The following is a 23,704-nucleotide window of genomic DNA, read 5'->3' as shown; positions in this document are numbered from 1 at the left end:
TCAGGCACCGCTGAACGCTTCTGCCTCGGCTCGGTCCGCCGCACCCTCGGTGGCAAGCCCGTTGCCTGCGTGTCCGTCGCCCGCGTGCCCGTTGTCTGAATGTCCATCGTCGGCGGTTCCACTCCGGGAGACGTCGGCCTCGCGAGCCGCCTGGATCGCCCAGTACACCGCCTCCGGCGTCGCGGGCGAGGCCAACTCGACGCTCACCCCGCTCGGCCCGAACGCGGCGGCGGCCTGCCGCAGCGCCTCGCGTACCGAGAACGCCAGCATCAGCGGAGGCTCGCCCACCGCCTTGGAGCCGTAGACCGCACCTTCCTCGGTGACGTTCTCCAGCAGCGTGACGTTGAACTCCTCGGGCATCTCCGAGAAGCTCGGCAGCTTGTAGGTGCTCGCCGCCTGCGTGAGGAGACGGCCGCGGTGCGGACCGTCCGTGGCGTCCCAGCGCATGTCCTCGAGCGTGAGCCAGCCCGCGCCCTGCACGAAACCGCCCTCGACCTGACCGATGTCGATCATCGGGGACAGGCTGTCGCCGACGTCGTGCACGATGTCCACCCGCCGGATGCGGTACGCACCGGTGAAGCCGTCCACCTCCACCTCGGCCGCGGCGGCGCCGTAGGAGAAGTACTTGAACGGCGAGCCCCTGAACGCCTTCGCGTCCCAGTGCAGACCCTCGGTCCGGTAGTAGCCGGCCGCCGACAGCTGGACGCGCTGGAAGTACGCGGTGCGCACCAGGTCGTCCCAGGCCAGCGCCTTGTCGCTGCCCAGGGTGCGCGCGACGCCCTCGACGATCCGTACGTCCGAGGCGTTCGAACCGAGCTGCGAGGCGGCCACCTGCAACAGCCGCTCGCGCAGTTGCTCACAAGCGTTCTTGATCGCGCCACCGTTGAGGTCCGCGCCGGAACTGGCGGCAGTGGCCGAGGTGTTGGGCACCTTGTCGGTACGAGTCGGGGCCAGGCGCACCTTGTGCAGCGGGATGCCGAGCGTGGTCGCGGCCACCTGCATCATCTTGGTGTGCAGGCCCTGACCCATCTCGGTGCCGCCGTGGTTGATCAGGACGGAGCCGTCCTTGTAGATCAGCACCAGCGCGCCGCCCTGGTTGAAGGCGGTGAGGTTGAACGAGATGCCGAACTTGATGCCGGTGAGCGCGAGGGCCCGCTTGGTGTGCGGGTGCGCGGCGTTGAACGCGGCGATCTCACGCCCGCGGTCGGCGAGGCCGCCGTTCTCCTTCACCTTGTCCCAGACGGCGGAGATCCGTTCGGGGTGGGTGACCTGCTGTCCGTACGGCGTCGACTGACCCTGCTCGTAGAAGTTGCGCTCCCGCAGCTCCATGGGGTCGAGGCCGAGCAGCGGCGCGCACCGGCCCATGATGTCCTCGATCACCAGCATGCCCTGCGGTCCGCCGAAGCCGCGGAACGCGGTGTTCGAGACCTTGTTGGTCCTGGCGATGCGACCGGCGATCCGCGCGTTGGGGATCCAGTACGTGTTGTCGATGTGGCACAGCGCGCGGGCGGTCACCGGCTCGGACAGGTCGAGGCTCCAGCCGCCGTCCGAGGTCAGGGTGGCGTCCAGGGCCCGGATCCGGCCGTCGGCGTCGAAGCCGATCTTCCACGTGGCGTGGAACCCGTGGCGCTTGCCGGACATGGTCAGGTCCTGCGTCCGGTTGAGCCGCAGCCGGACCGGCCTGCCGGTCAGCTTGGCGCCGAGCGCGGCGACGGCCGCGAAGCCGTGGGGCTGCATCTCCTTGCCGCCGAAGCCGCCGCCCATCCGCAGACACTGCACGGTCACTTCGTGACTGTGCAGACCGAGGACGTGCGCGACGATCTCCTGCGTCTCCGAGGGGTGCTGCGTGCTGCTCTGGACGAAGACCTGCTCGGCCTCGTCGATGTGGGCCAGCGCGGCGTGCGTCTCCAGGTAGAAGTGCTCCTGGTCGGAGAACTGGAACTCGCCGGTGAACACGTGCGCGGAGTCGGCGAAGCCGGCCTCGACGTCGCCGGTCACCATCACGGGGCGGGCACCGTGGAAGCTCTCGGCCGCGATCGCCTCCTTCAACGTGATCAGTGACGGCTTCTCGTCGAGTTCCACCTCGACGGCCGCGGCGCCGAGCCGGGCCGCCTCCAGGGTCTCGCCGAGGACCCACGCGACCGCGTGGCCGTGGAACATGACCTCGTCGGGGAAGAGCGGCTCGTCGTGCTTCATGCCGGCGTCGTTGACGCCGGGCACATCGGCGCCCGTCAGGACCCTGACGACGCCGGGCACGGCGAGCGCGGGCTCGGTGCGCAGCGCGGTGATCCTGCCGCAGGCCTTCATGACCTGGACCGGATACGCGTGCAGTACGTCCTTGGTGCGATGGACCAGGTCGTCGGTGTAGAGCGCGGTGCCGGTGACGTGCTGGAACGCACTCTCGTGCGGCATCGAGACGCCGACGACCGGCTTTTCGGGGCGTTCGGACAGATGGCTCATGAGGAAACCGCCTCGGTGGTCTGCGCGTACAGCTTCAGCAGGCTCTGGCCCAGCATCGCGGAACGATAGATGGAGCTGGCGCGATGATCGCTCATGGGTGTCCCCTCGCCCCGCAGCACCTGGGCCGCGGCCTCGACGGTCTCCTTCGACCAGGACCTGCCCTCCAGGGCCGCCTCGGTGGCCAGGGCGCGGATCGGGGTGGCGGCCACGCCGCCCAGGCCGATCCGCGCCTTGGCGACGATCCCGTGCTCGACGTCGAGCGCGAAGGCGACCGCGACACTGGAGATGTCGTCGAAGCGCCGCTTGGCGATCTTGTGGAAGGCCGCGACCGGCGCCAGCGGCAGCGGGATGCGGACCGCGCGGATCAGCTCGCCGGGACGGCGCACGCTCTGGCGGTAGCCGGTGAAGTAGTCCGCCAGCGGGACCTCGCGCTCACCGTCGGCATCGGCGAGTACCACCGATGCCTCCAGCGCGAGCAGTACGGGCGGGCTGTCACCGATGGGGGAGCCGGTACCCAGATTGCCGCCGAGGGTCGCGCCGTTGCGGATGAGCCGGGACGCGAACTGCGGGAACAGCTCTGCCAGTAGCGGCACCTCGCCGTCGAGGCGGCGTTCGATCTCGGTGAGCGTCAGCGCTGCCCCGATCTCGATGTGGTCGGATCCGACGCGCAACTCCCGCAGTTCGGGCAGTCGGTCGAGGGCGACCACGCAATTCTCCCGGCGGGAACGGATGTTCACCTCCACGCCCCAGTCGGTCGAGCCCGCGACCACCACCGCGTCGGGCCGCTCGCGCAGCAGCCGCAGCGTTTCGGCCAGGGTGCTCCTGCGCAGGAACGCGCTGTCGCCCTGGGTGTACTCCGTGGCCATCGGCGGGGGCGGGGACTGCTCGCGACGCCGCGCCAGCGGGTCCTGATCGGTGGGCGTACCGACGGCGAACGCGGCATCGCGGATCGGGCGGTAGCCGGTGCAGCGGCACAGGTTTCCGCTCAGCGCGTGCAGATCGAAACCGTTCGGGCCGTGCTCGGGGTCGGTGGTGCCGGCCGAGCCCGAGTGTGAGGCCGACTCCGAGGTCGATTTCGACTCTGAGTACGCGTCCGACTGCGCGTGCCCGCAGCGATCGGGGCGGTAGTACTCGGCGGCCATGCTGCAGATGAACCCCGGTGTGCAGTAACCGCATTGGGAGCCGCCGCGGACCGCCATCTCCTCCTGCACCGGGTGCAGGGTGGGCGGCGTGCCGGGTTCGCCGGCGGTGGCGAGACCTTCGGAGGTGATGACCTCCTGGCCGTCGAGCGCCGCGACCGGAACCAGGCAGGCGTTGACCGCCACCCAGTCGGTGGGCTTGTTCACGCCGGGACGGGCCACCAGGACCGAACAGGCTCCGCATTCACCCTCGGCGCAGCCCTCCTTGGTGCCGGTCAGGCCGCGCTCGCGCAGGAACTCCAGCACGGTGGTGTGGGGCGCGGCCGGAGAGATCGGTGCTTCGTTTCCGTTGACGGTGATCCGTGCCGTCTCCATCACAGGCCTTCGTTTCGGAGCGCGAACGGCCGATTCATCATATTCGCCAATTTCAGGCAGCTTTCTGTGTGTTCAGAGGCGCCACGTGACAAGGAGCGGGCGCGAAGCGGCACGCGACAGCGACGTGCCAGGAACAGGAAGTGGTGAAGGGGAAGCTCGGAATGTGCGACGGAAGGGCGATCGCCGCCCGTGGCGCCGGCACATCAGAACGGCGTGTCAGCAGCCGTGCGCGATACGACCCGGAACCCAGACCGTGGTGTGGGCGAGGCGACTCAGATCAGAGCTGGTGTACATCCGCTGGTCGCCTCCTCTCGGTCGATTTCGGGCCGACGTTGACCCGCAACGTAGTTGCTGGTTCCACGCAGGTCAAGGGATCGATGGACGCCGATTTGCCGGATCGGCAACAGGAGTGGCGTGGCCGGGGCCGCTTCGGCGACGGTGGATGAATGACAGACGACATCGCAAAAGGACTGCCCGCGGCTGCCGACGCCCCCTCGCCTGCCGGCGGATCCAGCGGAGACGGTGGATACGGCGGAGACGGCGGACACGGCGGACACGGCGGACACAGCGCATACAGCGGAGACCCCGCCGTGCGGGCGGAGTGGGACAGCCGGTACGCAGACCGGCACCAGCTGTGGAGCGGCCGGCCCAACGGTGCGTTGGTGGCCGAGGTCGCCGGACTGGCACCGGGGCGCGTGCTCGACGTCGGCTGCGGCGAGGGCGCTGACGCCGTCTGGCTCGCGCGCGGCGGCTGGGACGTGACCGCGCTCGAAGTGTCGGGGGTCGCGCTGGAGCGGGCGGCAGGGCACGCGCGGGACGCCGGCCTGGCCGTTCGCTGGGTACACGCCGAGCTGACGCGGGCCGCGCTCCCACCGGCCTCCTTCGACCTGGTCTCCGCGCAGTACCCGGCCCTGCTGCGCACCCCCGACGCCGCAGCCGAACGCGCGCTGCTCGCGGCCGTCGCGCCCGGCGGTGTACTGCTGCTCGTCCACCACGCGGGCATGGACACCCAGCAGCCGGACGAGAGCGGCTTCGACCCGGCCGACTACGTCTGGCCCTCGATGGTCGCCGCCCTGCTCGACGACGACTGGGAGGTGGAGGTCGACGAAGAACGGCCACGCGTCCTGCCCGACGGTGGCGCCGGCGCGCACCACACCGACGACCTGGTGCTCCGCGCGCGCCGACTGCGCTGAGCCTCCGCCCGCCCCCTGCGAAAGCGGCAGGCTCAGCCGGCGGCCGGTGTCGCGGGCTGCTTGCCGCTCTCCGTAGCAGGAGCGGCGCGGCGGAGGGTGCGGATCGCCAGGATCGCGAGCAGCGCCACGCAGCCCGCCAGGCAGGTGCCCGCCGACACCAGCAGCAGCCGCCCCGGGGAGGCGAGCGCGATGGCCGGGCCGGCCAGGATCTGGCCGAGCGCGATGCCGGACACCGAGCCGGCCAACTCGTACGCCGAGACCCGGTTGAGGACTGCGGGCGGGGTGTGGGTCTGCACGCTGGTCGCCCACATCACCGACCAGAACGCCAAGGCGCCGCCGCCGATGACGTGACCGGCCAGCAGCACCGGCAGGCCGCCGCCCAGCGCCACGCTGAGCGGCAGCAGGGTGTACAGCGCCATCGCCGCGGCGCCGGCCGCCAGCGGCCTGGCCGGGCGCAGCCGCAGTGCCAGCAGGCCGCCGAGCACGGTTCCTACGCCGAGGAAGGAGACCGCGAGTCCGTAGGCGTTCGGGCCGAGTCGGTCGCCGATCAGCGCCGAGCTGAGCGGTACCAGCGGGCCGAAGAGCAGCACGCCGAAGCCCACCCAGATCAGGATCACCGACCACATCCAGGTGCGCGCGCGGAACTCCTGCCAGCCCTGGCGCAGGTCCCGACGGAGTGAACTGCCGGTACGGGCCGAGGAGTCGGCGTCGGACGGGGCGAGCCGGACGAGCGCCAGGCAGAGGGCGCTGAGCAGGAAGGTGCCGGCATCGATCGCGTACACGGTCCCGGCGCCGGTCATCGCGATCAGCAGCCCCGCCAGGGCCGGGCCGACCAGGTGGGCGAGCGCGTCGGCCACCTTCAGCGTGGCGTTGGCGCGCTGCGGCTCGTCGGCCACCAGCGGGACCATGCCGTTCGCCCCGGGCAGGAACATCGCGACGGCGGCTCCGGCCAGGGCCGCCATGGTCACCAGGAGCCAGAACGGCGGGGTCCCGGCGAAGAACGCGAGGGCCAGCACACCTTGGGTGAGTACCCGGACGAGGTCCGCGCCGACCATCATCCGGCGCGCGCCGAACCGATCGGCGAACACCCCGCCGAACAGGACCAGGACGACGAAGGTCCCGGTCCAGGTGCCGAGGACGTAGCCGACCCCGGAGATCCCGTACAGCGCGCCGACGGCGAGCGCGGCGGCCACCGGCATCATCGCGTCGCCCACCAGCGAGATCGTGCGGGCGGTGAAGAAGAGCGTGAAGCGCCGGTCCCACAACGCGGGCCGTGCGGGAGGCCGGGCGGCCGGCGGATCGGTGGGCGGATCGGTTGCGGTGTGCGTGTGGGTCTGCGAGGTGGTCACAGCACTGATATTGGTTTGGACCAATCATTCATCCCCAGTGTCCTGAACGACATGATGGGGTACTTTCGCGCCATGACGCCTCGTTCGCTGCTGAAGTCCCCAGCGCCGCACCGGGTGGTGGCCCTGCTGCAGCCTCCGCAGGCGACCTTCCCGCTGGCCTGCGCGACCGAGGTGTTCGGCGACCACGAGCCGGCGATCCCCGCCCGGTACGTCTTTGAGGTCTGCACCGAGCAGCCGGGCCCGGTACGCTCCCAGGCCGGCTACGACCTCCTGGTCGCGGCGGGCCTGGACGCGCTGGAGCGCGCGGACACCGTGCTGGTCCCCGGCTGGCAGCAGCCGGTCGGCACCGAGGCGCCGCCGGCGGTGGTCGCGGCCGTCCGCACGGCGCACCGGCGCGGCGCGCGGATCGTCGGCCTCTGCTCGGGCGCCTTCGTGCTCGCCGCCGCCGGGCTGCTGGACGGCAGGCGGGCCGCCACCCACTGGGCCCGGGCCGCCGAGCTGGCCGCCCGCTTCCCCCAGGTCCGGGTAGACCCCGCAGTGCTCTACGTGGACCACGGCGACGTCGCCACCAGCGCCGGATCGGCGGCCGGCGTCGACCTCTGCCTGCACCTGGTGAGCTCCGACCAGGGCGCCGCATACGCGATGCGGGTCGCCCGGCAGTTGGTGATGCCGCCGCACCGCGAGGGCTGCCAGCTGCAGTACGCCGAACTGCCCACGTCCGGTCCTGTCGCCGACTCGCTGGCCCCGCTCCTGGAGTGGCTGGCCGGCCGCCTCGACCAGCCGGTCAGCGTCGCCGACATGGCGGTCCGCTCCCAGGTCTCGGCCCGCACGCTGACCCGGCGCTTCACCGAGCAACTGGGCATCAGCCCGGGACGCTGGCTCCTTGACCGGCGGATCGCCGCCACCCGGGCGCTCCTTGAGGAGACCGACCTGCCCGTCGAGACCATCGCGCGCAGGGTCGGCCTCTCCTCCGCCGTAAACCTGCGCCGACGCTTCCACGAAGCCCTGCGCACCACACCCGCCGCCTACCGACGCGCCTTCCGCGCCGAGAGGGCCGGATAGGCAGGGGGCAGGGGGCAGGGGAAGGCCGGGTCGGGGCACCGGCGGGCTCAGCTGCCGCCCAAAGTCGTGGCGTACGCCGCCTCCCGGACCTCCTGCTCCGGGTGACGGCGCAGTTCGACGACGGTGGCGCGGCAGGTGTCCGGCCAGCTCTGACGGCCGCCGATGGCCGTGGCCAGGGCGACGGCGAGGAGGCCCTCCCCGAGACCGCCGTGGCCACCGAGGGCACGGACCGCGGCGAGAACGGCGGTGGGCTCGGCGAGCGGGCTGCCGTACCGGTGCGCTTCCTCCAGATCTTCGGCCACCCGGACCGCGAGGACGGGCCGGCCCTCGATCGCGGCGGTCAACTCGCGGAGCGAGAACAGCAGTTCGGGCTCACCTGCCTCCAGGTCGATCGCCCGTACGAGGAGGGTGGTGCGGGCGGCCGTGACCGCCGGCTCGGCCGCCAGCCGCTCGGCCAGGGCGGCGCATGTCCGGTGGTCCCGGATCGACGAACCGATGAGGGACTCCAGGCGACGGCGTGCCGGGAGATCCCCACCGCGCCCGCCGCCGCCCTCCGGTTCGCCGGCCGCGATGTGCGCCAGAAGTCGGTCCACGATGTCGCGCAGAAGGCTGCCGGGCTCCACGCCACCGATCGGGTGCGGCAGTCCCGACTGGGCCACCTCCATGATCGCGTAACTCACGCGTCCGACACTCAGCGGCGAGGCGAGGTCGGTGTAGATGTCCGCAAGGGCCGCACCGGCCGCGGGCGTGTACCGCGCCCAGTCACGGAGGCGGAACAGGGCATGGTCCGCGGTCTGTTCCTTGGCGACGAAGGGCAGCCGGGCGACGAGCTCCCCGTACCGCGACCGATGGCCCGGGTCCAGATCCGCCGGGTTCACGTCCAGCAGCGCGCCCCAGGCGGCAGCCGGCCCGTCGGCGGTCGCCGACTCGAGCAGGGACCACATCTCCTCCGCCGGCAGCAGAGTCGTGGCCAGCCCGACGACGGTGGCGCGCACATCCGGGTGGACACCCGGCGTACGGCCCACCGTGGCCAGCAGCGCGGTTGCGGCGCCCTGGGGCAGATGGCGGGCGGCGAGCCGGGCGGCCGCCTTCCGGACGGTGACCTTCACCCCGCTCTCGCGGGTCAGGACGTCACTGAGCAGGGCCGCGACCTGGCTGGGCCTGGCGTGGGCGGCGGCGCGGCCGGCCGTGGACCAGGCGGCCCCCGCCCGTTCGTCGCCGGCGTGGTCGAGCAGGGCGCCGAGGGCCGAGGCCGGGTCGTCCGTGTGGGCGGCCGCGTCCAGAGCGGCCGTCGTGAGAGCGGACTCGGCATGGCCCGCCGGGGGTCCCGTCGGGGATCCCGCCGCGGACTCGGGTCCGGCTGCGGTCGGTGCGGAGGTGCTGTACCGCTGGAGCAGGGCCCGCCCGTGCTCCGGCACAGGGGCCACCGCACGGAGCAGCGCGGCACGTTCGTCGAGACCCCGCCCGGGATCGGCGATGACGGCCTCGGCCAGCCTGACAGCGGCCCGCTGCTGCCGGGGCAGCCACCGGTCGGCGTACCGGAAGGGAGGCAGGGGACGGTGCGTGCCGGCCACCGGGAACCGGCCGCCCGGGGGTGCGTTCTCGGGCAGCGCGCGGTCCAGCAGGTCGGTGCGCTCCGCGGCGAGTACGGCGAGCACCGGAGGCAGGAAGACGGCAGAGGGCTCCCGTGCCAGCAGCTCGGCCACACGCTCACCGCGGGTCGCGCCGTCGGCGAGCCAGGCCGCGGCGACGTCGCCGAAGAGCCCGTCCGGGCAGTTACGCAGGGCCAGTTCGAGACGGTTCTGCAGTTCCGGGATCCCGTACGCGCGGTGTCCGCAGGACCTGACCAGCGCGAGCAGAGGCGCGACGTCCCCACGGGCGGCGGCCCGGTCCAGCCACGGGCCGAGTGCGTCGAGCACGGCGCTCGCCCCGCCGCCACGCGGCAGAATGCCGCCCGGACCGCCGCCGAAGTCGACCGTGCCGGTGTGAGCGGTCAACGCCTCCACGATGCGTACGGCGGTCCGCGCGGCGGCACCATCGGCGAGCAGCGTCACGGCCAAGGTCCGGATGGTGTCGCGGGTCGCGGACGAGCAGTCCCGGGCCCGCAGGGCGTCCAGGCACAGCTGCTCCAGCGAGTCCGACCCGGTACGGCCCCCGGCGGTCGCGCCGACGCCGAGGGCCGCCACGAGCAGCGGTGCCGGCAGGTCGGCGAGGGAGGACAGGGCCTCCCAGCGCACGGGGTCGCGTTCGTTGGTCAGTCGGCCTGCGGCCAGCGCGAGGACCTCCGCGACCTGCTCCGGATCACGGGTGTGGCCCGCGTTGTCCGCCAGCAGGGCCCAGATCGTCCCGCGATCCTCGGCGTCGCCGGTAGCGAGCGCGGCCAGGAGTTCGGGGCGGGCCTCGGCGGGCGGCAGCAGGGCGAGCAGGCCCCAGAGGTCCCAGCCCGTCCCGCGCTCGGCGCGGAGTGCCTCGACCGCGGCCCGGGCCCGGGCGTGCCGCTCGGTGACGGGCAGCAGGGCGAGGACGCCTGCGTGCGCGCGGACGTTCCTGCGGGGATCGCCCGCGGCGACGACGGCGTCCAGGAAGCGGGCCCGGCGCGCGGGTGGCATCGAACGCAGCAGAAGACCGAAGGCGTCCCGGTGGAACCAACGGGCCCCCAGCCTGGGCAGGGACGGCGGGTCCGCCGCCACCAACTTCCGCATGACCGCCCGGCCGGCTGTCCGTTCCCACCGCGCGGCCGCCCGACCCGGGTCGGCGAACCAGCGCGCGACGCGCTCGGCGTCGGCCCCGACGAGGTCGCCCAACCGGTCGTGCACAGGACCGGGCAGGTTGTCGGGGCCGTACCGCTCCAGCAGGTCGAGCACGCGCACCGGCGCGGCGGGCAGGGCAGCGGCGACTCCTGCGGCATGCCGCCTCCACCAGGTGTCGCGCATCCGCTCGGTGAGGTCACCGAGCTCCCGTGCCGCCTGGTCGAGGACGGCGAGGGGATGGCGTACGGCCAGCGTGCTCCAGTCCTCGTACGCGATGGCCCTGGCGAGTTCGGGCAGCATCCGCGCGGTGAACTCGGGCGAGCAGCCCGGCAGCAGACGGGCCGCGTCCTGGTCGCCGTACTCGCTCCGCACCCGGAGCGCGAGCCGCTCGGCGAGCGCGGGCCGCCGCCCGTCGCGCAGCAGCCGTGCGAGGTCGGCGCGGACCACGGCGGGCGCGTCGTCGTAAGCGGCCTCGACGGCGGCGTCGGGGACGGGCAGCAGCCGTGCGCCGCGCAGCGCGTACCGTCGTACCACCGGGTCCGGGTCGCCGAGCCGGGGCGCCAGATGCTCCAACTCCCCGGCGGTCAGGGCCGCAAGCGCGGCGAGACGGCGCTCGTACGGGCCGAGCGCGTCGAGAGCGGCGAGGAGGGGCCGTAGTTCGCCACGGGCGGCGAACCGGCGAGCGGTGACGGCGGTGCACCGGAGCCGGGCGGCGTGCGGCAGGGGATCGAGTACGGCGAGCAGATCGTCTGCAGTGGAGATCATCGAGTGGCATTGTGCCTGACGGCGTGCGCGCACCCCAGCGATTATCGGACCGGGCGACGGGCGACGGCCGCGGGCAGCCGGCCCCGTGGACCTCGCCACCAGCTCAACCCACCTTCACCTACACATCGACGCGATGCGGACCCCGCTGGGCGAAGTCGGGTGTCGTTCGGTGGGCGGTTCCCGTCGCTGTCGGCCACGCACCCGGCGGACTAGTACGAAGCATGTCCATCATGACAGGTCAGGGCCGCTTTTCGTAGGACGGAACGCACAGTTCGCGAGCCTTGTCCGGTCAGCTCCCCGACTCCCAGAATCTCCTTCGTGAATCACCCGGAGAACAGGGGGAACATGGGAAAGATCGATCACGACGCGGTGCTGCGGGCACGGGTGCTGCTACTGGGTTCCGGCCGGCTGCGTCTGCTCGAACAGGTCCACGCGTACCGGGTTCTGGCGGAAGTGAGCCCGAAAGCGTATCTGCCGAAGCTGGTCGACGCGCTCCTCTTGATGAGCTACCGCAGCCGGGACCCGGAAGTGGACTTGACGCTGACAGCCGAGGCGGTCGAGGCCGCGCGGAGGATCGAGGCCGGGGCGCCGACCCGGGCGGAACGGCTGTGCAGGGCCCTGGATGCCTACCAGGCGGCCCTGTTCGCTCTCGGACGCAGACCCGAGGGGCGCGCGGCCTGCGAACAAATGGCCGAGGCGGGACAGAGCGGGCGGTTGGCGAACGTCCTGGCCGAGGAGGGGCGGTTTCGGGAGGCCGCGGAGCTCAACGAGAAGGCAGCCCGGGACGGCGTACCGGAGCACTCCTTCTGGAACATGGTCGAGTGGGCGGCGAACCTGGAGGGCGCCGGCTTGCACGACGCGGCATCGGCCGTCTTCGGCGAGCTCCTTGACCAGACCCGACGCAAGGCAGCCGAGGAGCGCACGGCGCTGGCCATCCTCACCTGGGAGCTGGTGCACCTCTCCCGGATGCGAGAGGCCGCCGGACGCTGGGCGGACGCCGCGGCCACCCGGCGGGAGGCCCTGACCGTCCTGGAGGAGCTGGCGACGACGGGCGAGCCGAAGAACTGGAGCTGCATCCTCGGGTGGTGGGTCACTCTGTTCACCCTGTCGGGGCGGGCCGACGAACCGGCTGCGACCGCCGAGTCCCCTATGCCGCCGTTCGGCACCGACCTCAGATGGTCGAGCGACACGCGGGATGCCTTCCTCGGCACCCTGCCGGGGCTCGAAACGAAGGCGGCGGGCCTGCGGAGGGCCGGACGACTGCCCGAACTGGTGGACGTCCAGCGCAGAATCAGCATCCGCGCGGCACTCCGCGAAGGAGACCACCCCTATGGGTTCGGGGAACGGTTCAAGCCGTACTTCGACGAAGGCGTGGCGCTCGCCCGCCGCCTGCCCGACGACCCCGCACGCCTCGCCCGGGCCTTGACGGACCGCTCGATGTTCCTGGTCGCCGCCCGCACCTTCGAGCCCGCGTACGCCGACTTCGCCGAGGCCGTCGCCCTCGTCGACGCCCGGTAGGCGCGATACCTGGAATGCCTGCTCGCCTACGCGCCTGGAGCGTGTCCCTTTGGCCGGCTGCGAAATGGTTCACTTCAAATTGGTTGGCCCCGGGCGCTGTCCAGCTGTGATGATGCCTCTGCTTTTCTCAGCGGAGGACATTTGTTCGTTTTCGTATGTGTGGGGTGCGGCGCCGAGCTGACTGCCCCGTTGTCCCAGGTCGCTCTGCCGGCCCACGCCCATCAGTCGTACGGGAACGGGATTCAGCTCCCGGTGCTCATGGAAGCGGGCACGTTCGCCGTGGATCCGGAGCCCTGGGGGCCGCCGTGGCGGAGGTGGGAGGAAATACCTCCGGGTGAGGCGGTCGCACGGGGGGTCTACGCGTCGGTCTTCGCACTGTCGTACGGGGCGAAGAGTGCCGTCGTCATCGCCCCCGGCGACGCTCGTGGCACCCTGCTGATCCCGGAGAACGCGGGCGGCTACTGCTGCGGCCTCGACGGGGGTGACGGCCCCAACATGGCCTGCGAGTCGTGTGGACTGCCTGTGGCGAGCCGGGTTGATGACTGCTCGCTCTGGCAGGCGGTGTGGCTCGCCCCGGATGCCGTACGCCGCGTCCCCGTCGACGGTGCCGAGGTCGTACCGCTCTCCTGGGCAGAGGTGATGGCGAGTGGGGAGGGCACGCCGCCGTTCGAGCCGATCACCACGTGGGCGTCGCGGCCGGGGTCGGAGTACTGGTGGTCGTGGAGCCCGCGGTGGGAGGCGGCGGTCGGACAGGCCCTCGCCCACGTGCTGGTGGCGTCGGAAGGACGGCCGGTGACGGTCCCTGGCGGTCTGATCGGGGAAGTGTTCCAACGCGCCCTCGACGCGCTGCTGCCCGCGGGTCCACCGGCGCGGCGCGTCGCCCTGGCCGGACCGGGGCGCCGGCCCGACCCCGACGCGGACATCCTCCTGGTGCCGGTCCATCCGCAGACGGCGGAGATCTGGAGCCCGGCCGGCGCAGAAGAACCGGTCCCCCTGGTGCCGCTGCCGTTCGGGGTCTGGCTGTGGCTGGACCGCCCCGAGCCGAACCTGCCCAACCCTGCGACGGGGGGCATGCCCGACGGCGTCCTCCGCGACCATCCGCCCGCGCAGCGCCCCCATCGATTGTTCCGGGCCGACCCGCGAGCCTTCGAGCGCACCCTGGTCAGGCTTCCGGCCGTACGCGACCAGTGGCTGCGGGAGATCCTCGACAATCTCATGCGGTACGGACGCGCAGGTCTCTTCTAGCCCGTCAGCCGTGCTGCGCCCGCGCCGTGTTTGAGCTTCCTGCCGCTTTTGTCGGCGTCGACGATCAGAGCGGAGTTGTCGTTGAGGGGCGCAAGCGCCCGGGGCCGTACACACGAGAGCCCCCACCGGCGTGCGGTGCGGGTTCTCGGTCCGGGGGAGGGGGCGCGCTGTCTACGCGTCCTTGGAGCCCGGGGAGTCGAGGGTGATGGCCTCGGCGGGGCAGAGGCCGGCGGCCATGCGGGCGGCGGCCCGCTGTTCGGGAGCCGGGACGGGGTGGAGGAGTACCACCAGGCCCTCCTCGTCGTCCTGGTCGAAGACCTCAGGGGCCGTCAGCGCACACATTCCGGCGCCGGCGCAGCGGTCGCGGTCGACGCTGAGGCGCAGCGGCTCTCGTGGGTCGCTCATGGGGGCTACTCCTTGTCCCAGGTGACAGGCAGGCTGATCACACCGTAGATGTTGGAGCGGTCGCGCAGCGGTACCTCCTCCGGCGGCACCGCGAGGCGCAGGGTGGGGAAGCGGGCGAAGAGCGCCGGGAACGCGACGGTCATCTCGACGCGGGCGAGCTGCTGGCCCAGGCACTGATGGGCGCCGTGACCGAAGGACAGGTGGCCGGTGGCCCTGCGGTGGACGTCGAGCCGGTCGGGGTCCGCGAACTTGTGCGGGTCGCGGTTGGTGGCCTGTACGGAGATGGTCACCGTCTCGCCGGCCCTGATGAGTTGGCCCTCCACCTCGACGTCCTGGAGGGCCGCGCGCGGCAGCGGGTCGGCCACGCTGAGGTAGCGCAGCAGCTCCTCCACGGTCTGCTCGGCGAGGTCCGGGTCGGCGCGCAGCGCGGCGAGCTGGTCCGGGTTGCTCAGCAGGGCGAAGGTGCCGAGGCCGAGCATGTTCGCGGTGGTGTCGAGCCCGGCGGCGAGGAGCAGGCCGCCGATTCCGGCCAGCTCCTCATCCGTCAGGTCGGAGGCGGTCAGATCGCTGAGCAGGTCGTCGGTCGGTTCGGCGCGCTTGGCGATGACCAGTTCGTTCAGGTACTGGACCAGCGCCGTGTAGGCCTCGCCCATCGCCTCCGGACCCGCCGTCTGGTCGAAGATCGTCGCCACCTGGCCCTGGAAGCGTTCCCGGTCGGCGTACGGCACACCGAGCAGCTCGCAGATCATGAGCGCGGGCACCGGCTGCGCGAACGCCTCGACGAGGTCGACCGTGGGCCCGGTCTGCTCCATCGCGTCCAGCCGCTCCTGAGTGAACTGCTCTACGCGCTCGGTCAGTTGACGCATCCTGCGGACGGTGAACTTGCCGGTGAGCAGGCGTCGGTAGCGGGTGTGCTCGGGTGCGTCGAGGCCGACGATGTCGCCGACCTGCGCGGGCGGCATCTCCTCCGGCGCGCCCTCCATCGGCATCGGCAGGTGCATGAGCTCGTAACGTGAGCTGAAGCGGGGGTCGGCCAGGATCGCACGGGCCGCGGCGTGGCCGGTGACCAGCCAGCCGATGTGGCCGTCCGCGTAGCGCATGCGGCGTAACGGCTTGTCGGCCAGGGCGGTCAGCTCGGCCGGCGGGTCGAAGGGGCAGCCGGATCGGCGGTCGGTGGGCAGGGTGGGCAGTTCATCGGCGGTGGTGGCGTCGGTCGCCTTGGTCGCCTCGCCGGCCTTGGTCGCGTTGGTGTCGGCGGGCGTCGGATCGTTCGACATGGGTCCTCCTGTGATCGTCGTACGGGCTTCGATGGCCTTGCTTGTGAAGTGGCTTGAGGGGAGCGGCGGTTACCGCTTGCCGCCGGCCCTGAAGGTGCGGCGCGCCCACAGGAAACCGACCAGGGTGAGTCCCACGGTCCAGGCGAGGCCGATGACGGCGCTGGAGCCGATCTCGGTGCCGAGCCACAGACCGCGCAGGGTCTCGATGATCGGGGTGAAGGGCTGGTACTCCGCGAACCAGCGCAGGCCTGTGGGCATGGAGTCCGTCGGCACGATGGCGCTGCCGATGAACGGCAGGAACGTCAGTGGCATCGGGATGTTGCTCGCGGACTCGACGTTCCTGGCGACCAGGCCGATGGCGGCGGAGAGCCAGGTGAGGGCGAGCGTGAGCAGGGTGAGCAGGCCCACGGCGGCGACCCACTCGACGGGCGTCGCGTTGGGGCGGAAGCCCAGCAGGAGGGCGACGCCGATGACGAGCGTCATGCTGATCATCGTCTGGATCACGCTGCCGACGACATGCCCGGTCAGGAACGAGGCGCGCGAGATCGGCATCGTACGGAAGCGGTTGACGATGCCCTCGGTCTTGTCGACGCACACGCTGATCGCGGTCGTCAGGGCCCCGGAGGTGGCGGCCATCAGGATGATGCCGGGCGCCAGGTAGTCGATGTAGTCGCCGCTGCCGGTGGGCAGTTCGCTGATTCCGGCGCCCAGCGCGGAGCCGAAGGCGTAGTTGAAGAGCAGCAGCATCATGATCGGCATGAAGGCGACCATGAGCGTCAGGGACGGGTAGCGCAGGGCCTTCTTGAGGTTGCGCCGCAGCATCGTCCTGGAGTCCCTGAGGGCGTAGGACATGGTGGCCATCAGACGTTCTCCTCGGTCGACGCGGTGGCGGTGGCTGCGGTGGCGTCGTCGGCGGGGCGGGGCGGGCCGGTCAGGGTCAGGAAGACGTCGTCGAGGTCGGGGGTGTGGACCGTGAGCGACTCGGCCTGGACGTCGGTGGCCTCCAGGGTGTCGAGGACGGCGCGCAGGTTCGGGATGGAGCCGTCGCTCGGGATCTGGAGGGTGAGGGACTCGTCGTCGCGGGTGGCGACGCCGAAGATGCCCGCGGCTGTGTCGAGGGCCTGGGCGTCGGCGAACCGCACCCGGATGTGGCCGCCGGGGATCCGCTGCTTCAGCTCGTCGGCCGTTCCCTCGGCGATCAGTCGGCCGTGGTCCAACACCGCTATACGGTCGGCGAGTTGATCGGCCTCTTCGAGGTACTGGGTCGTCAGGAAGATGGTCACGCCCTCGTCCGCGACCAGAGCGCGGATGATCTCCCACATGGTGCGCCGACTGCGCGGGTCGAGTCCGGTGGTGGGCTCGTCGAGGAAGATGATCCGCGGGTCGCCCACCAGGGTCATCGCCAGGTCGAGCTTGCGCCGCATGCCGCCCGAGAAGGTGACGGCGGTCTTGTCCGCCACGTCGGACAGGTCGAAGCGGCGTAGCAGGTCCTTGGCCCGGAACTTGCCCTCGCGGCGGTCGAGATGGTGCAGGTCCGCCATGAGGAGCAGGTTCTCCTCGGCGGTCAGCAGGTTGTCGACGGCCGAGAACTGGCCGGTGACGCCGATCGCGGAGCGCACCGCGTCGGCGGCCCGGGTCAGATGGCGGCCGGCGACCCATGCCTCGCCCGCGTCGGCGTCGATGAGTGTGGAGAGGATCGCCACGGTGGTGGTCTTGCCGGCGCCGTTCGGCCCGAGGAGGGCGAAGACGGTGCCTTCGGCGATGCTGAGGTCGATGCCGTCGAGCACGACCTTGTCGCCGTAGGACTTTCGCAGCTCGACGGCTGTGATCGCCGCATCCGCCGCGTGCGGGGCGATCGGCGCGGATGTCTGGGTGGTAGTCATGCCGCTTTCCCTTCAGGGGAGGGGAGGGGACGGGAGGGGAGTTGGGGGTACGCGGGGTCCGCGGCGTACGCGGCTCCGCGGGGTACGCGAAGGTGCGAGGGGTACGCCAAGGTGCGCGGGGTCCGCCAAGTACGTGGGGTCCGCCAGGTACGTGGATCCGCGGAGTCCGCGAGGCGCGAGAGGTTCGAGGGGGCCGTGAGGTGAGAGGGGTGCGCGGGGTCCGCCGGGTCCGCGGGTACGGGTGTCAGGCGCGGGTGATGATGATGTCGCCGGTCGTGGTCCGCGCGTGCACCTCGACGGTCTCGTCGGAGTCCGAGGGGCCGGAGGCCGAGCCGAGCGAGTTGCGTACCGTGCCGAACCTGGGCGTCAGGTCGAGCCAGGCGGCGGTGCCCTCGTGGATGCCCACTTCGAGGTCGCCGACGCTGGTCCGCAGGTCGATCCGGCCGCGGGTGACGTCGCCGACGCGGATGCCGCCGTTGGCGGAGGAGGCCTCGACCCCGGAGTGGGCGACGCCGATCTCGATCCGGCCGTTGGCGGACTTGGCGCCGACGCTGCCGTGCGCGATGCCGACCGAGATGTCGCCGTTGGCCGCGTTGGTCTTCAGGTCGCCGGTGACCTCGCCGATCGCCGTCGTGCCGTTGGAGTTCTTGACGGTCGCCGTACCGTCGACGGCGCCGATCTCGATCCGGCCCGCGCCGATGACCTCGATGTCCCCGGTCGAACGCGCCAGGCGCAGTTCGCCGGTGTCGGTCCTCAGGTTGGCGCCCGCCACCTCGTCCAGCTGGAGGTCACCGAGGCCGGTCCTGAGCACGGTCTCGCCGAGGCGGCCCTCGCAGAAGAAGCCGCCCATGCCCGTGGTGCCCCGGACGTTCGATCCGGCGGGCAGTTCGATGCTCACCTCGATGGCGCCGGGCTTGCCGAACGGGGACCGCTTCTTGGGCGTCTTGACCGTCAGTCGGCCGCCCGAGAACGTGACCTGGGTCTGCTGCACGGCGCGTACGTCGTTGTCCTCCGAGCCGTCCCGCGGGAGCACCTCCACGACCGTGTCGGTGCGCTTGCCCGCGGTGATACGGGCGGTGCCGGCGTCCAGTTCGAGGATGGCGGAGATCGGCTCGGGGGTGTCGAAAGTAGGCATGACGGTTCCGTCCTCTTGGTTCGGGTGGGTGATCCCGCTGGTGAGGCGGGTGATGCGTACGTCGGCGGGATCGGCGATCCGCCGGTGAGAGTGGGCGGGGCGGGGCGGGGCGGCCGGGCCGACGGCCCTGGCCCTGGGGGAGTCCGGCTAGCGGACCCAGCCGGTGAAGCCCCGGCTGCCCGAGTCCTTGCCGCGGCCCGGCTGATGGGTGCGCTCCCGGCCGTCGAGGGCGGTGGACACCGCCCGTACCAGCCAGGCGTTGACCGACAGGCCTTCCGCCGCCGCGGCGCTCTCGGCGCGGGACTTGAGGTGGGCGGGGAGACGGAAGTTGATCCGCGCCATGGAACCGTCGTCCTCCCCGGCCGCCGGGGGCAGCGCGGCCGCGGCAGGGGCAGCGAGCGGGGCCTGTGCCTCCTGGGGCGGCTCCGGGGCGGGCGGCGGTGTCACCACGAACTCGGGGTCGAGCCCGCGCAGCCGCACGTCGACCGAGCCGGGCGCCAGCTCCAGGGTGACCTCGCTCATGGCCGCGGAGAGCGCGTTGAGCAGGGTGAGCCGGGCGGCGGACTCCAGGGGGGCGGTGAGCCGCTCGGCCAGGGCGCGGGCTTCCTCACCGCCGGCGTCCGCCGCGATGGCGAGTTCGTGCCGGAGGTTGTCGACGTAGGGCGTGAGGTCCATGACGCCATCATGGCACACCCTTGGCGCTATGGCGAGCCATGATGGCTTCTCTGTGGTGCATACGGTCCTGACCTGGGATTTCGGCGCTCGCAGGGCGTGGTGCGGGACTGTTTCGGTGCGGGAAGTGGCTTGCGTTGGTGGCACGGTGATGCCATGGTGGCACCACTTGAGCGGCAAGGTTGGCGCCATTCGGAGCCAGTAGGGGCCATCGGGAGTCATCAGGGTGCCCGTGTGGCGTCATCCCTCCGTGGCCTCCCGTGGCCTCCCGTGGCCCGTTACCTCCCGTGGTGGTCCCGCTTCCCGTCACCGCTCGCCGCTCGGCCCCTCTTCGTAGCGTTCCGCTCTTTCCGGCCCACTGACAGGAGTTCCCAGCCGTGGCTAGCTTCCTCTACAAACTCGGCCGTCTCGCCTTTCGGCGTCGATGGCTGATGGCTCTGCTGTGGTTGGTGATCTTCTGCGGGGCGGGCGTCGCCGCCAACTCCGCGCCGATGCCGCCGGCCGACACCTTCTCCATGCCGGGTACGGAGTCGCAGAAGGCCTTCGACCTCCTTGAGGAGAAGTTCCCGGCCGCGAGCGCCGACGGAGCCAGCGCGCGCATCGTGGTCCGGGCGCCCGAGGGCGGGAAGATCTCCGCCCCCGCGCATAAGGATCAAGTCGCGGCGCTGGTCGCGCAGTTGAAGAGCTCCCCGCAGGTGGTCTCGGTGAGCGACCCCTTCACGACGCGGGCGGTGAGCGAGGACGGCACCACCGCCTATGCCATCGCCACCTACAAGGTCCCCGCGACCGAGCTCGGCGACAAGGCGCACGACGCGCTCGACGACGCACTGGCCAAGGCCCGCGACGGCGGCCTGACCGCCGAGGCCGGCGGTGACGCCGTGAAGATCGACGCCGCCATGAGCGGTACGGGCGAGAAGATCGGCATCCTGGTCTCCGCCGTCGTCCTGGTCCTCACCTTCGGCTCGGTGATCGCTGCCGGAATGCCGCTGCTCACCGCCCTCATCGGCGTCGGCGTCGGCATCTCCGCGATCACGGCGCTCGGTTCCACCCTCGGTCTGTCCAGCACCACGTCGACGCTTGCGATGATGCTCGGCCTCGCCGTCGGCATCGACTACGCACTCTTCATCGTCTCCCGCTACCGCGCCGAGCTCACCGAGGGCCGCGAGCGGGCGGACGCGGCCGGGCGGGCGGTCGGTACCGCGGGCTCCGCGGTCGTCTTCGCCGGGCTCACCGTCATCGTGGCCCTCGCGGGCCTGGCCATAGTGAACATCCCGATGCTCACCAAGATGGGCCTGGCCGCCGCCGGCACCGTCGCCATCGCCGTACTCGTCGCCCTCACCCTCGTACCGGCCCTGCTCGCCTTCGCTCCGGTCAAGGTGCTGCGCCGCCGCGACCGTGCGCGCTTCTCCGGCAAGCCGCTCAGCCCCCGCCGGCAGCGCAAGGCCGCCAAGCAGGCAGAGAAGGACGCGCACCGCAAGCCCAACCTCGGCTCCCGCTGGGCCAGTTACGTCCTGCGACACCCCGTCGCCGTGCTGCTCCTGGCCGTCGTAGGCCTCGGCGCGGTCGCCGTGCCCGCCGCCAGCCTGGAGCTCGGTCTGCCCGGTGAGGGGACCATGGCCCCCGACACCACCCAGCGCAAGGCCTACGACCTGCTGTCGGAGTCCTTCGGTGACGGGTTCAACGGGCCGCTGATGGTCATCGTCGTGGGCCCGGACGCGGCGGCCGCCGCCAAGACGGTCGGCGAGCGACTGGCCGAGCAGGACGGCGTCGCAGTCGTCACCCCGGCCACGCCCAACGCGGCCGGTGACACCGCGATCCTCAACGTCGTCCCGACGACCGGTCCCACCGACGGCGCGACCGAGGACCTGGTCCGCTCGCTCCGCGGCCTCGCCGACGGCTTCCGGGCCGACACCGGTGCCGAGGTGCTGGTCACCGGTCAGACTGCCATGTTCATCGACTTCTCGCAGACCCTGAACGACGCGCTGCTTCCCTACCTCGCCCTCGTCGTCGGCCTGGCGTTCCTGCTGCTGATGGTGGTCTTCCGCTCGATCCTCGTCCCGCTCAAGGCGGCCCTGGGCTTCCTCCTCTCCGTGACGGCGGCGCTCGGCGCGGTGGTGGCGGTCTTCCAGTGGGGCTGGCTCGCCGATGTCTTCGGGGTCGATCAGCCGAGCCCGATCATGAGCACGATGCCGATCTTCATGATCGGTGTGGTCTTCGGCCTCGCGATGGACTACGAGGTGTTCCTCGTGACCCGCATGCGCGAGGCGTACGTCCACGGGGCGCGGCCCTCCGAGGCCGTCGTCACCGGCTTCCGCTACGGCGGCAGGGTGGTGGCCGCGGCCGCCGCCATCATGATCAGCGTGTTCTCCGGATTCATCGTGGAGGACAACGACTTCATCAAGATGATCGGCTTCGGCCTGGCGGCCGCGGTGCTCTTCGACGCCGTCATCGTCCGCATGACGATCGTGCCCGCCCTGTTCGCCCTGCTCGGCAAGAGCGCCTGGTGGCTGCCGCGTTGGCTGGACCGACTGCTGCCCAACCTCGACGTCGAGGGCGAGAAGCTCTCCCACATGGCCCCGTCCGGGCGGGTGGCGACTCCGCGCGCCGAGCGCCGCGAGCGTGAACTGGTCGACTGACGGCCAGGGTTGACTCGAATATGCGAACTCGGGCCCAGCGGCTTCATGCCGCTGGGCCCGACGCGTGGATCCGGAGCGCCGGTCGGGACCAGTACGCGTCGATGGCGTCGGACTCCGGCCGTAGCCCGAGCTCGCGGAGCTGGTTGACCGCCATCATGGCGGTGAACATCGCGTTCGGGTTGGCGCCGCCGACCCCCAGTGCGGCGATGGCTTCCGCGAAGCGCGCGAGGAACGTACTCGGTCGAACCTGCCTGGATTCCCTGGTCAGTTCGAGTGCCGCCGTCTGTAGGAGGCTGGCCTGTTCGAGGAGTCCGTCCAGGTGGGTTACCGCCTCGGCGCCACGGCGTACGGCGAAGGTGTGCCCGTCGGTGAGGAGTTCGGCTTCTCCCTCCTGGAAGAGGTGGGCGACGGCGCCGAGCGCGGTCTGGATCTTGAGCTGGTCGGCGTCTGCCATCGCGCCGCAGGCTCCGTTGCCCTCGTCGGACAGGTGAAGGACGCCGCAGTCCCTCAGGTGCACGATCACGTGTCCCGCGCAGTGGCCCTGGCTGCGCAGCACGCGGACCGCGCCGTCGGCGAAGGTCCAGCCGGAGAACCGGAGCGAGCCGATTCGTACCCGCTCCAGCGGTCGCTCCTCGAAGGTCCGGGTCGTCGCGCCGAAGGGCCGCATCGGCTGGAACAGCGACAGGACCCGGTCGGCCGCCAGTGCGGGCGCGGGCGTGGACTCGGGCGTGGATCCGTTCGCGGACCCGGTCGAGGAGTCGGTCGAGGAGTCGGTCGCGGACCCGGGGAGGGGCGCCAGGCCGGTGATGCGCTGGAAGGACCGCACCCAGTACGACGTCGGGTCCCGCATCTGGTCGAGGTCGAGCGCGGGGACGTAGTGCTCGACCGGTACACCCAGCTCGTCGGCCAGGTCGTTGTTGGCGATGTGGTCGGGATGGCCGTGCGTGGTCAGGACCAACGCCCGTGACCAGGGCCCCAACCGGTCGGCCGCATCCCGGAGTGCGGAGCGGAAGGCGGCAGTGGCGCCGGTGTCGACCAGCACCAGGGTGTCGCCGGCCCGGTGCACGAGGGCGTTGGCGACGTCCGGCTGATCGTGCGTGACGTCCAGGCCCTGCCCGAGGACCAGCAATGTCCTGTCGTCGATCTCGACGGAATCACCGAGCGCGGTCACGAGTCCTCCCGCCGGCACGCCATGAGTCCCCTGCGGCCGAGCGTACGCCGGACCATGCGTCCCGTCGCCTCGGTACGAGCTGCTTGACCTTGACGTTGCGACAGGGTTTCTACTGAGAACCACGCCGATCGGAGCGGTCACCGCGCACGTCGGAAGGCCCCTGGATCGGGAAACCCCCTGGAGAGGACATTCGAGATGAACACCACCACGGAGAAGAACCTGAACCTGGCCCTGATGCGCACCGCCTACAAGACGCTGGAGAGCGGCGATGTCGACGCGTGCGTCGATCTGCTGACGGAGGACTTCACCGCCAACCTCCCCGGGCTGCCCGACCCGATGCACGGCCGGGAGATCTGGCGGCTGGGGGCGCAGGCCATGTGGGAGGGATTCCCCGACCTGAAGATCACCGTCGAGGACATGTTCGGCGTCGACGACAAGGTCGCGGTCAGGGTCCACTTCGAGGGCACGCACCGGGGCACCTTCCAGGGCGTCGAGGCGACGGGCCGGCCGGTGAGCTTCCGGAGCATCGAGATCTACCGCGTCGAGGGCGACAAGGTCGCCGAGGAGTGGGTCGCTCCGGACATGATCGGCCTCATGCGGCAGATCTCGCCGGAGCCGACAGGGCACTGACCGTGCCGGCCCGGCCGGCGTCCGCCTCGGCGGGTGCGG

At 71.7% G+C, this 23,704-nt stretch carries 17 protein-coding genes; 6 read left to right on the top strand and 11 right to left on the bottom strand.

Annotated features, from left to right (window positions below; genetic code table 11):
• Together xdhB and ACGFYP_RS01095 are read right to left on the bottom strand one after the other, a co-directional pair.
• Positions 1 to 2,460 (bottom strand): xanthine dehydrogenase molybdopterin binding subunit, encoded by a 2,460-nt coding sequence (gene xdhB / locus ACGFYP_RS01100; protein WP_393485181.1) that lies wholly within the window; start codon positions 2,458 to 2,460, stop codon positions 1 to 3.
• A complete protein-coding gene (locus ACGFYP_RS01095; RefSeq protein WP_393485180.1) occupies positions 2,457 to 3,974 on the bottom strand; it encodes a xanthine dehydrogenase small subunit in 1,518 nt (505 codons plus the stop codon). The genes xdhB and ACGFYP_RS01095 overlap by 4 nt, the downstream gene beginning before the upstream one ends.
• A 446-nt stretch (positions 3,975 to 4,420) precedes the next feature.
• Between ACGFYP_RS01095 and ACGFYP_RS01090 the strand changes: the two genes are divergently transcribed.
• Positions 4,421 to 5,167 carry a class I SAM-dependent methyltransferase gene (locus ACGFYP_RS01090; RefSeq protein WP_393485179.1) on the top strand — a complete coding sequence of 249 codons (747 nt, stop codon included), beginning with the start codon at positions 4,421 to 4,423 and terminating at the stop codon, positions 5,165 to 5,167.
• Between the two features lie 32 nt (positions 5,168 to 5,199).
• Here ACGFYP_RS01090 and ACGFYP_RS01085 read toward each other — a convergent pair whose 3' ends face one another.
• Entirely contained in the window at positions 5,200 to 6,516 is a 1,317-nt protein-coding gene (locus ACGFYP_RS01085; protein WP_393485178.1) for an MFS transporter, read from the bottom strand.
• 72 nt (positions 6,517 to 6,588) lie between these two features.
• On the opposite strand from ACGFYP_RS01085, the gene ACGFYP_RS01080 reads away from it, so the two are divergent.
• Positions 6,589 to 7,578 carry a GlxA family transcriptional regulator gene (locus ACGFYP_RS01080; protein WP_393485177.1) on the top strand — a complete coding sequence of 330 codons (990 nt, stop codon included), beginning with the start codon at positions 6,589 to 6,591 and terminating at the stop codon, positions 7,576 to 7,578.
• A gap of 47 nt (positions 7,579 to 7,625) precedes the next feature.
• Here the strand turns inward: ACGFYP_RS01080 and ACGFYP_RS01075 are convergent, their stop codons facing one another.
• Entirely contained in the window at positions 7,626 to 11,093 is a 3,468-nt protein-coding gene (locus ACGFYP_RS01075; protein ID WP_393485176.1) for a hypothetical protein, read from the bottom strand.
• Positions 11,094 to 11,438: 345 nt separating this feature from the next.
• On the opposite strand from ACGFYP_RS01075, the gene ACGFYP_RS01070 reads away from it, so the two are divergent.
• Both ACGFYP_RS01070 and ACGFYP_RS01065 read left to right on the top strand, forming a co-directional pair.
• The gene (locus tag ACGFYP_RS01070; protein WP_393485175.1) at positions 11,439 to 12,611 is read left to right on the top strand and encodes a hypothetical protein; all 1,173 of its coding nucleotides are present in this window, start codon (positions 11,439 to 11,441) and stop codon (positions 12,609 to 12,611) included.
• 141 nt (positions 12,612 to 12,752) lie between these two features.
• Complete coding sequence (locus ACGFYP_RS01065; RefSeq protein ID WP_393485174.1) at positions 12,753 to 13,856, top strand: hypothetical protein; 1,104 nt, start codon at positions 12,753 to 12,755, stop codon at positions 13,854 to 13,856.
• A gap of 171 nt (positions 13,857 to 14,027) precedes the next feature.
• Here ACGFYP_RS01065 and ACGFYP_RS01060 read toward each other — a convergent pair whose 3' ends face one another.
• The 6 genes from ACGFYP_RS01060 to ACGFYP_RS01035 all read right to left on the bottom strand — a co-directional run bounded on the left by ACGFYP_RS01060 (position 14,028) and on the right by ACGFYP_RS01035 (position 19,231).
• Positions 14,028 to 14,261, bottom strand: coding sequence for a ferredoxin (locus tag ACGFYP_RS01060; protein ID WP_393485173.1), 234 nt, complete (start codon positions 14,259 to 14,261; stop codon positions 14,028 to 14,030).
• Positions 14,262 to 14,266: 5 nt separating this feature from the next.
• Positions 14,267 to 15,538 carry a cytochrome P450 gene (locus ACGFYP_RS01055; RefSeq protein WP_393485172.1) on the bottom strand — a complete coding sequence of 424 codons (1,272 nt, stop codon included), beginning with the start codon at positions 15,536 to 15,538 and terminating at the stop codon, positions 14,267 to 14,269.
• 69 nt (positions 15,539 to 15,607) lie between these two features.
• Positions 15,608 to 16,399 (bottom strand): ABC transporter permease, encoded by a 792-nt coding sequence (locus ACGFYP_RS01050; protein WP_393485171.1) that lies wholly within the window; start codon positions 16,397 to 16,399, stop codon positions 15,608 to 15,610.
• Positions 16,399 to 17,421: an ATP-binding cassette domain-containing protein gene (locus ACGFYP_RS01045; protein WP_393485170.1), complete on the bottom strand. Its 1,023-nt coding sequence runs from the start codon at positions 17,419 to 17,421 to the stop codon at positions 16,399 to 16,401. Before ACGFYP_RS01045 ends, ACGFYP_RS01050 begins: the two co-directional genes overlap by 1 nt.
• A 244-nt stretch (positions 17,422 to 17,665) precedes the next feature.
• The gene (locus ACGFYP_RS01040) at positions 17,666 to 18,556 is read right to left on the bottom strand and encodes a DUF4097 domain-containing protein (RefSeq protein WP_393485169.1); all 891 of its coding nucleotides are present in this window, start codon (positions 18,554 to 18,556) and stop codon (positions 17,666 to 17,668) included.
• A gap of 147 nt (positions 18,557 to 18,703) precedes the next feature.
• Positions 18,704 to 19,231: a toxin-antitoxin system HicB family antitoxin gene (locus tag ACGFYP_RS01035; RefSeq protein ID WP_393485168.1), complete on the bottom strand. Its 528-nt coding sequence runs from the start codon at positions 19,229 to 19,231 to the stop codon at positions 18,704 to 18,706.
• Positions 19,232 to 19,605: 374 nt separating this feature from the next.
• On the opposite strand from ACGFYP_RS01035, the gene ACGFYP_RS01030 reads away from it, so the two are divergent.
• Positions 19,606 to 21,864, top strand: a complete 2,259-nt coding sequence (locus ACGFYP_RS01030) for an MMPL family transporter (protein WP_393485167.1) — start codon at positions 19,606 to 19,608, stop codon at positions 21,862 to 21,864.
• A gap of 43 nt (positions 21,865 to 21,907) precedes the next feature.
• On the opposite strand, the gene ACGFYP_RS01025 is transcribed toward ACGFYP_RS01030, so the two are convergent.
• Positions 21,908 to 23,035, bottom strand: coding sequence for an MBL fold metallo-hydrolase (locus tag ACGFYP_RS01025; RefSeq protein ID WP_393485166.1), 1,128 nt, complete (start codon positions 23,033 to 23,035; stop codon positions 21,908 to 21,910).
• Between the two features lie 195 nt (positions 23,036 to 23,230).
• Between ACGFYP_RS01025 and ACGFYP_RS01020 the strand changes: the two genes are divergently transcribed.
• The gene (locus tag ACGFYP_RS01020) at positions 23,231 to 23,665 is read left to right on the top strand and encodes an ester cyclase (protein WP_393485165.1); all 435 of its coding nucleotides are present in this window, start codon (positions 23,231 to 23,233) and stop codon (positions 23,663 to 23,665) included.
• Positions 23,666 to 23,704: the final 39 nt, after the last annotated feature.

Origin of the sequence: Streptomyces sp. NPDC048370 (assembly GCF_043200825.1) — a bacterium.
Taxonomy (GTDB): domain Bacteria; phylum Actinomycetota; class Actinomycetes; order Streptomycetales; family Streptomycetaceae; genus Streptomyces.
This window is presented reverse-complemented; position numbering and strand designations above follow the sequence as displayed.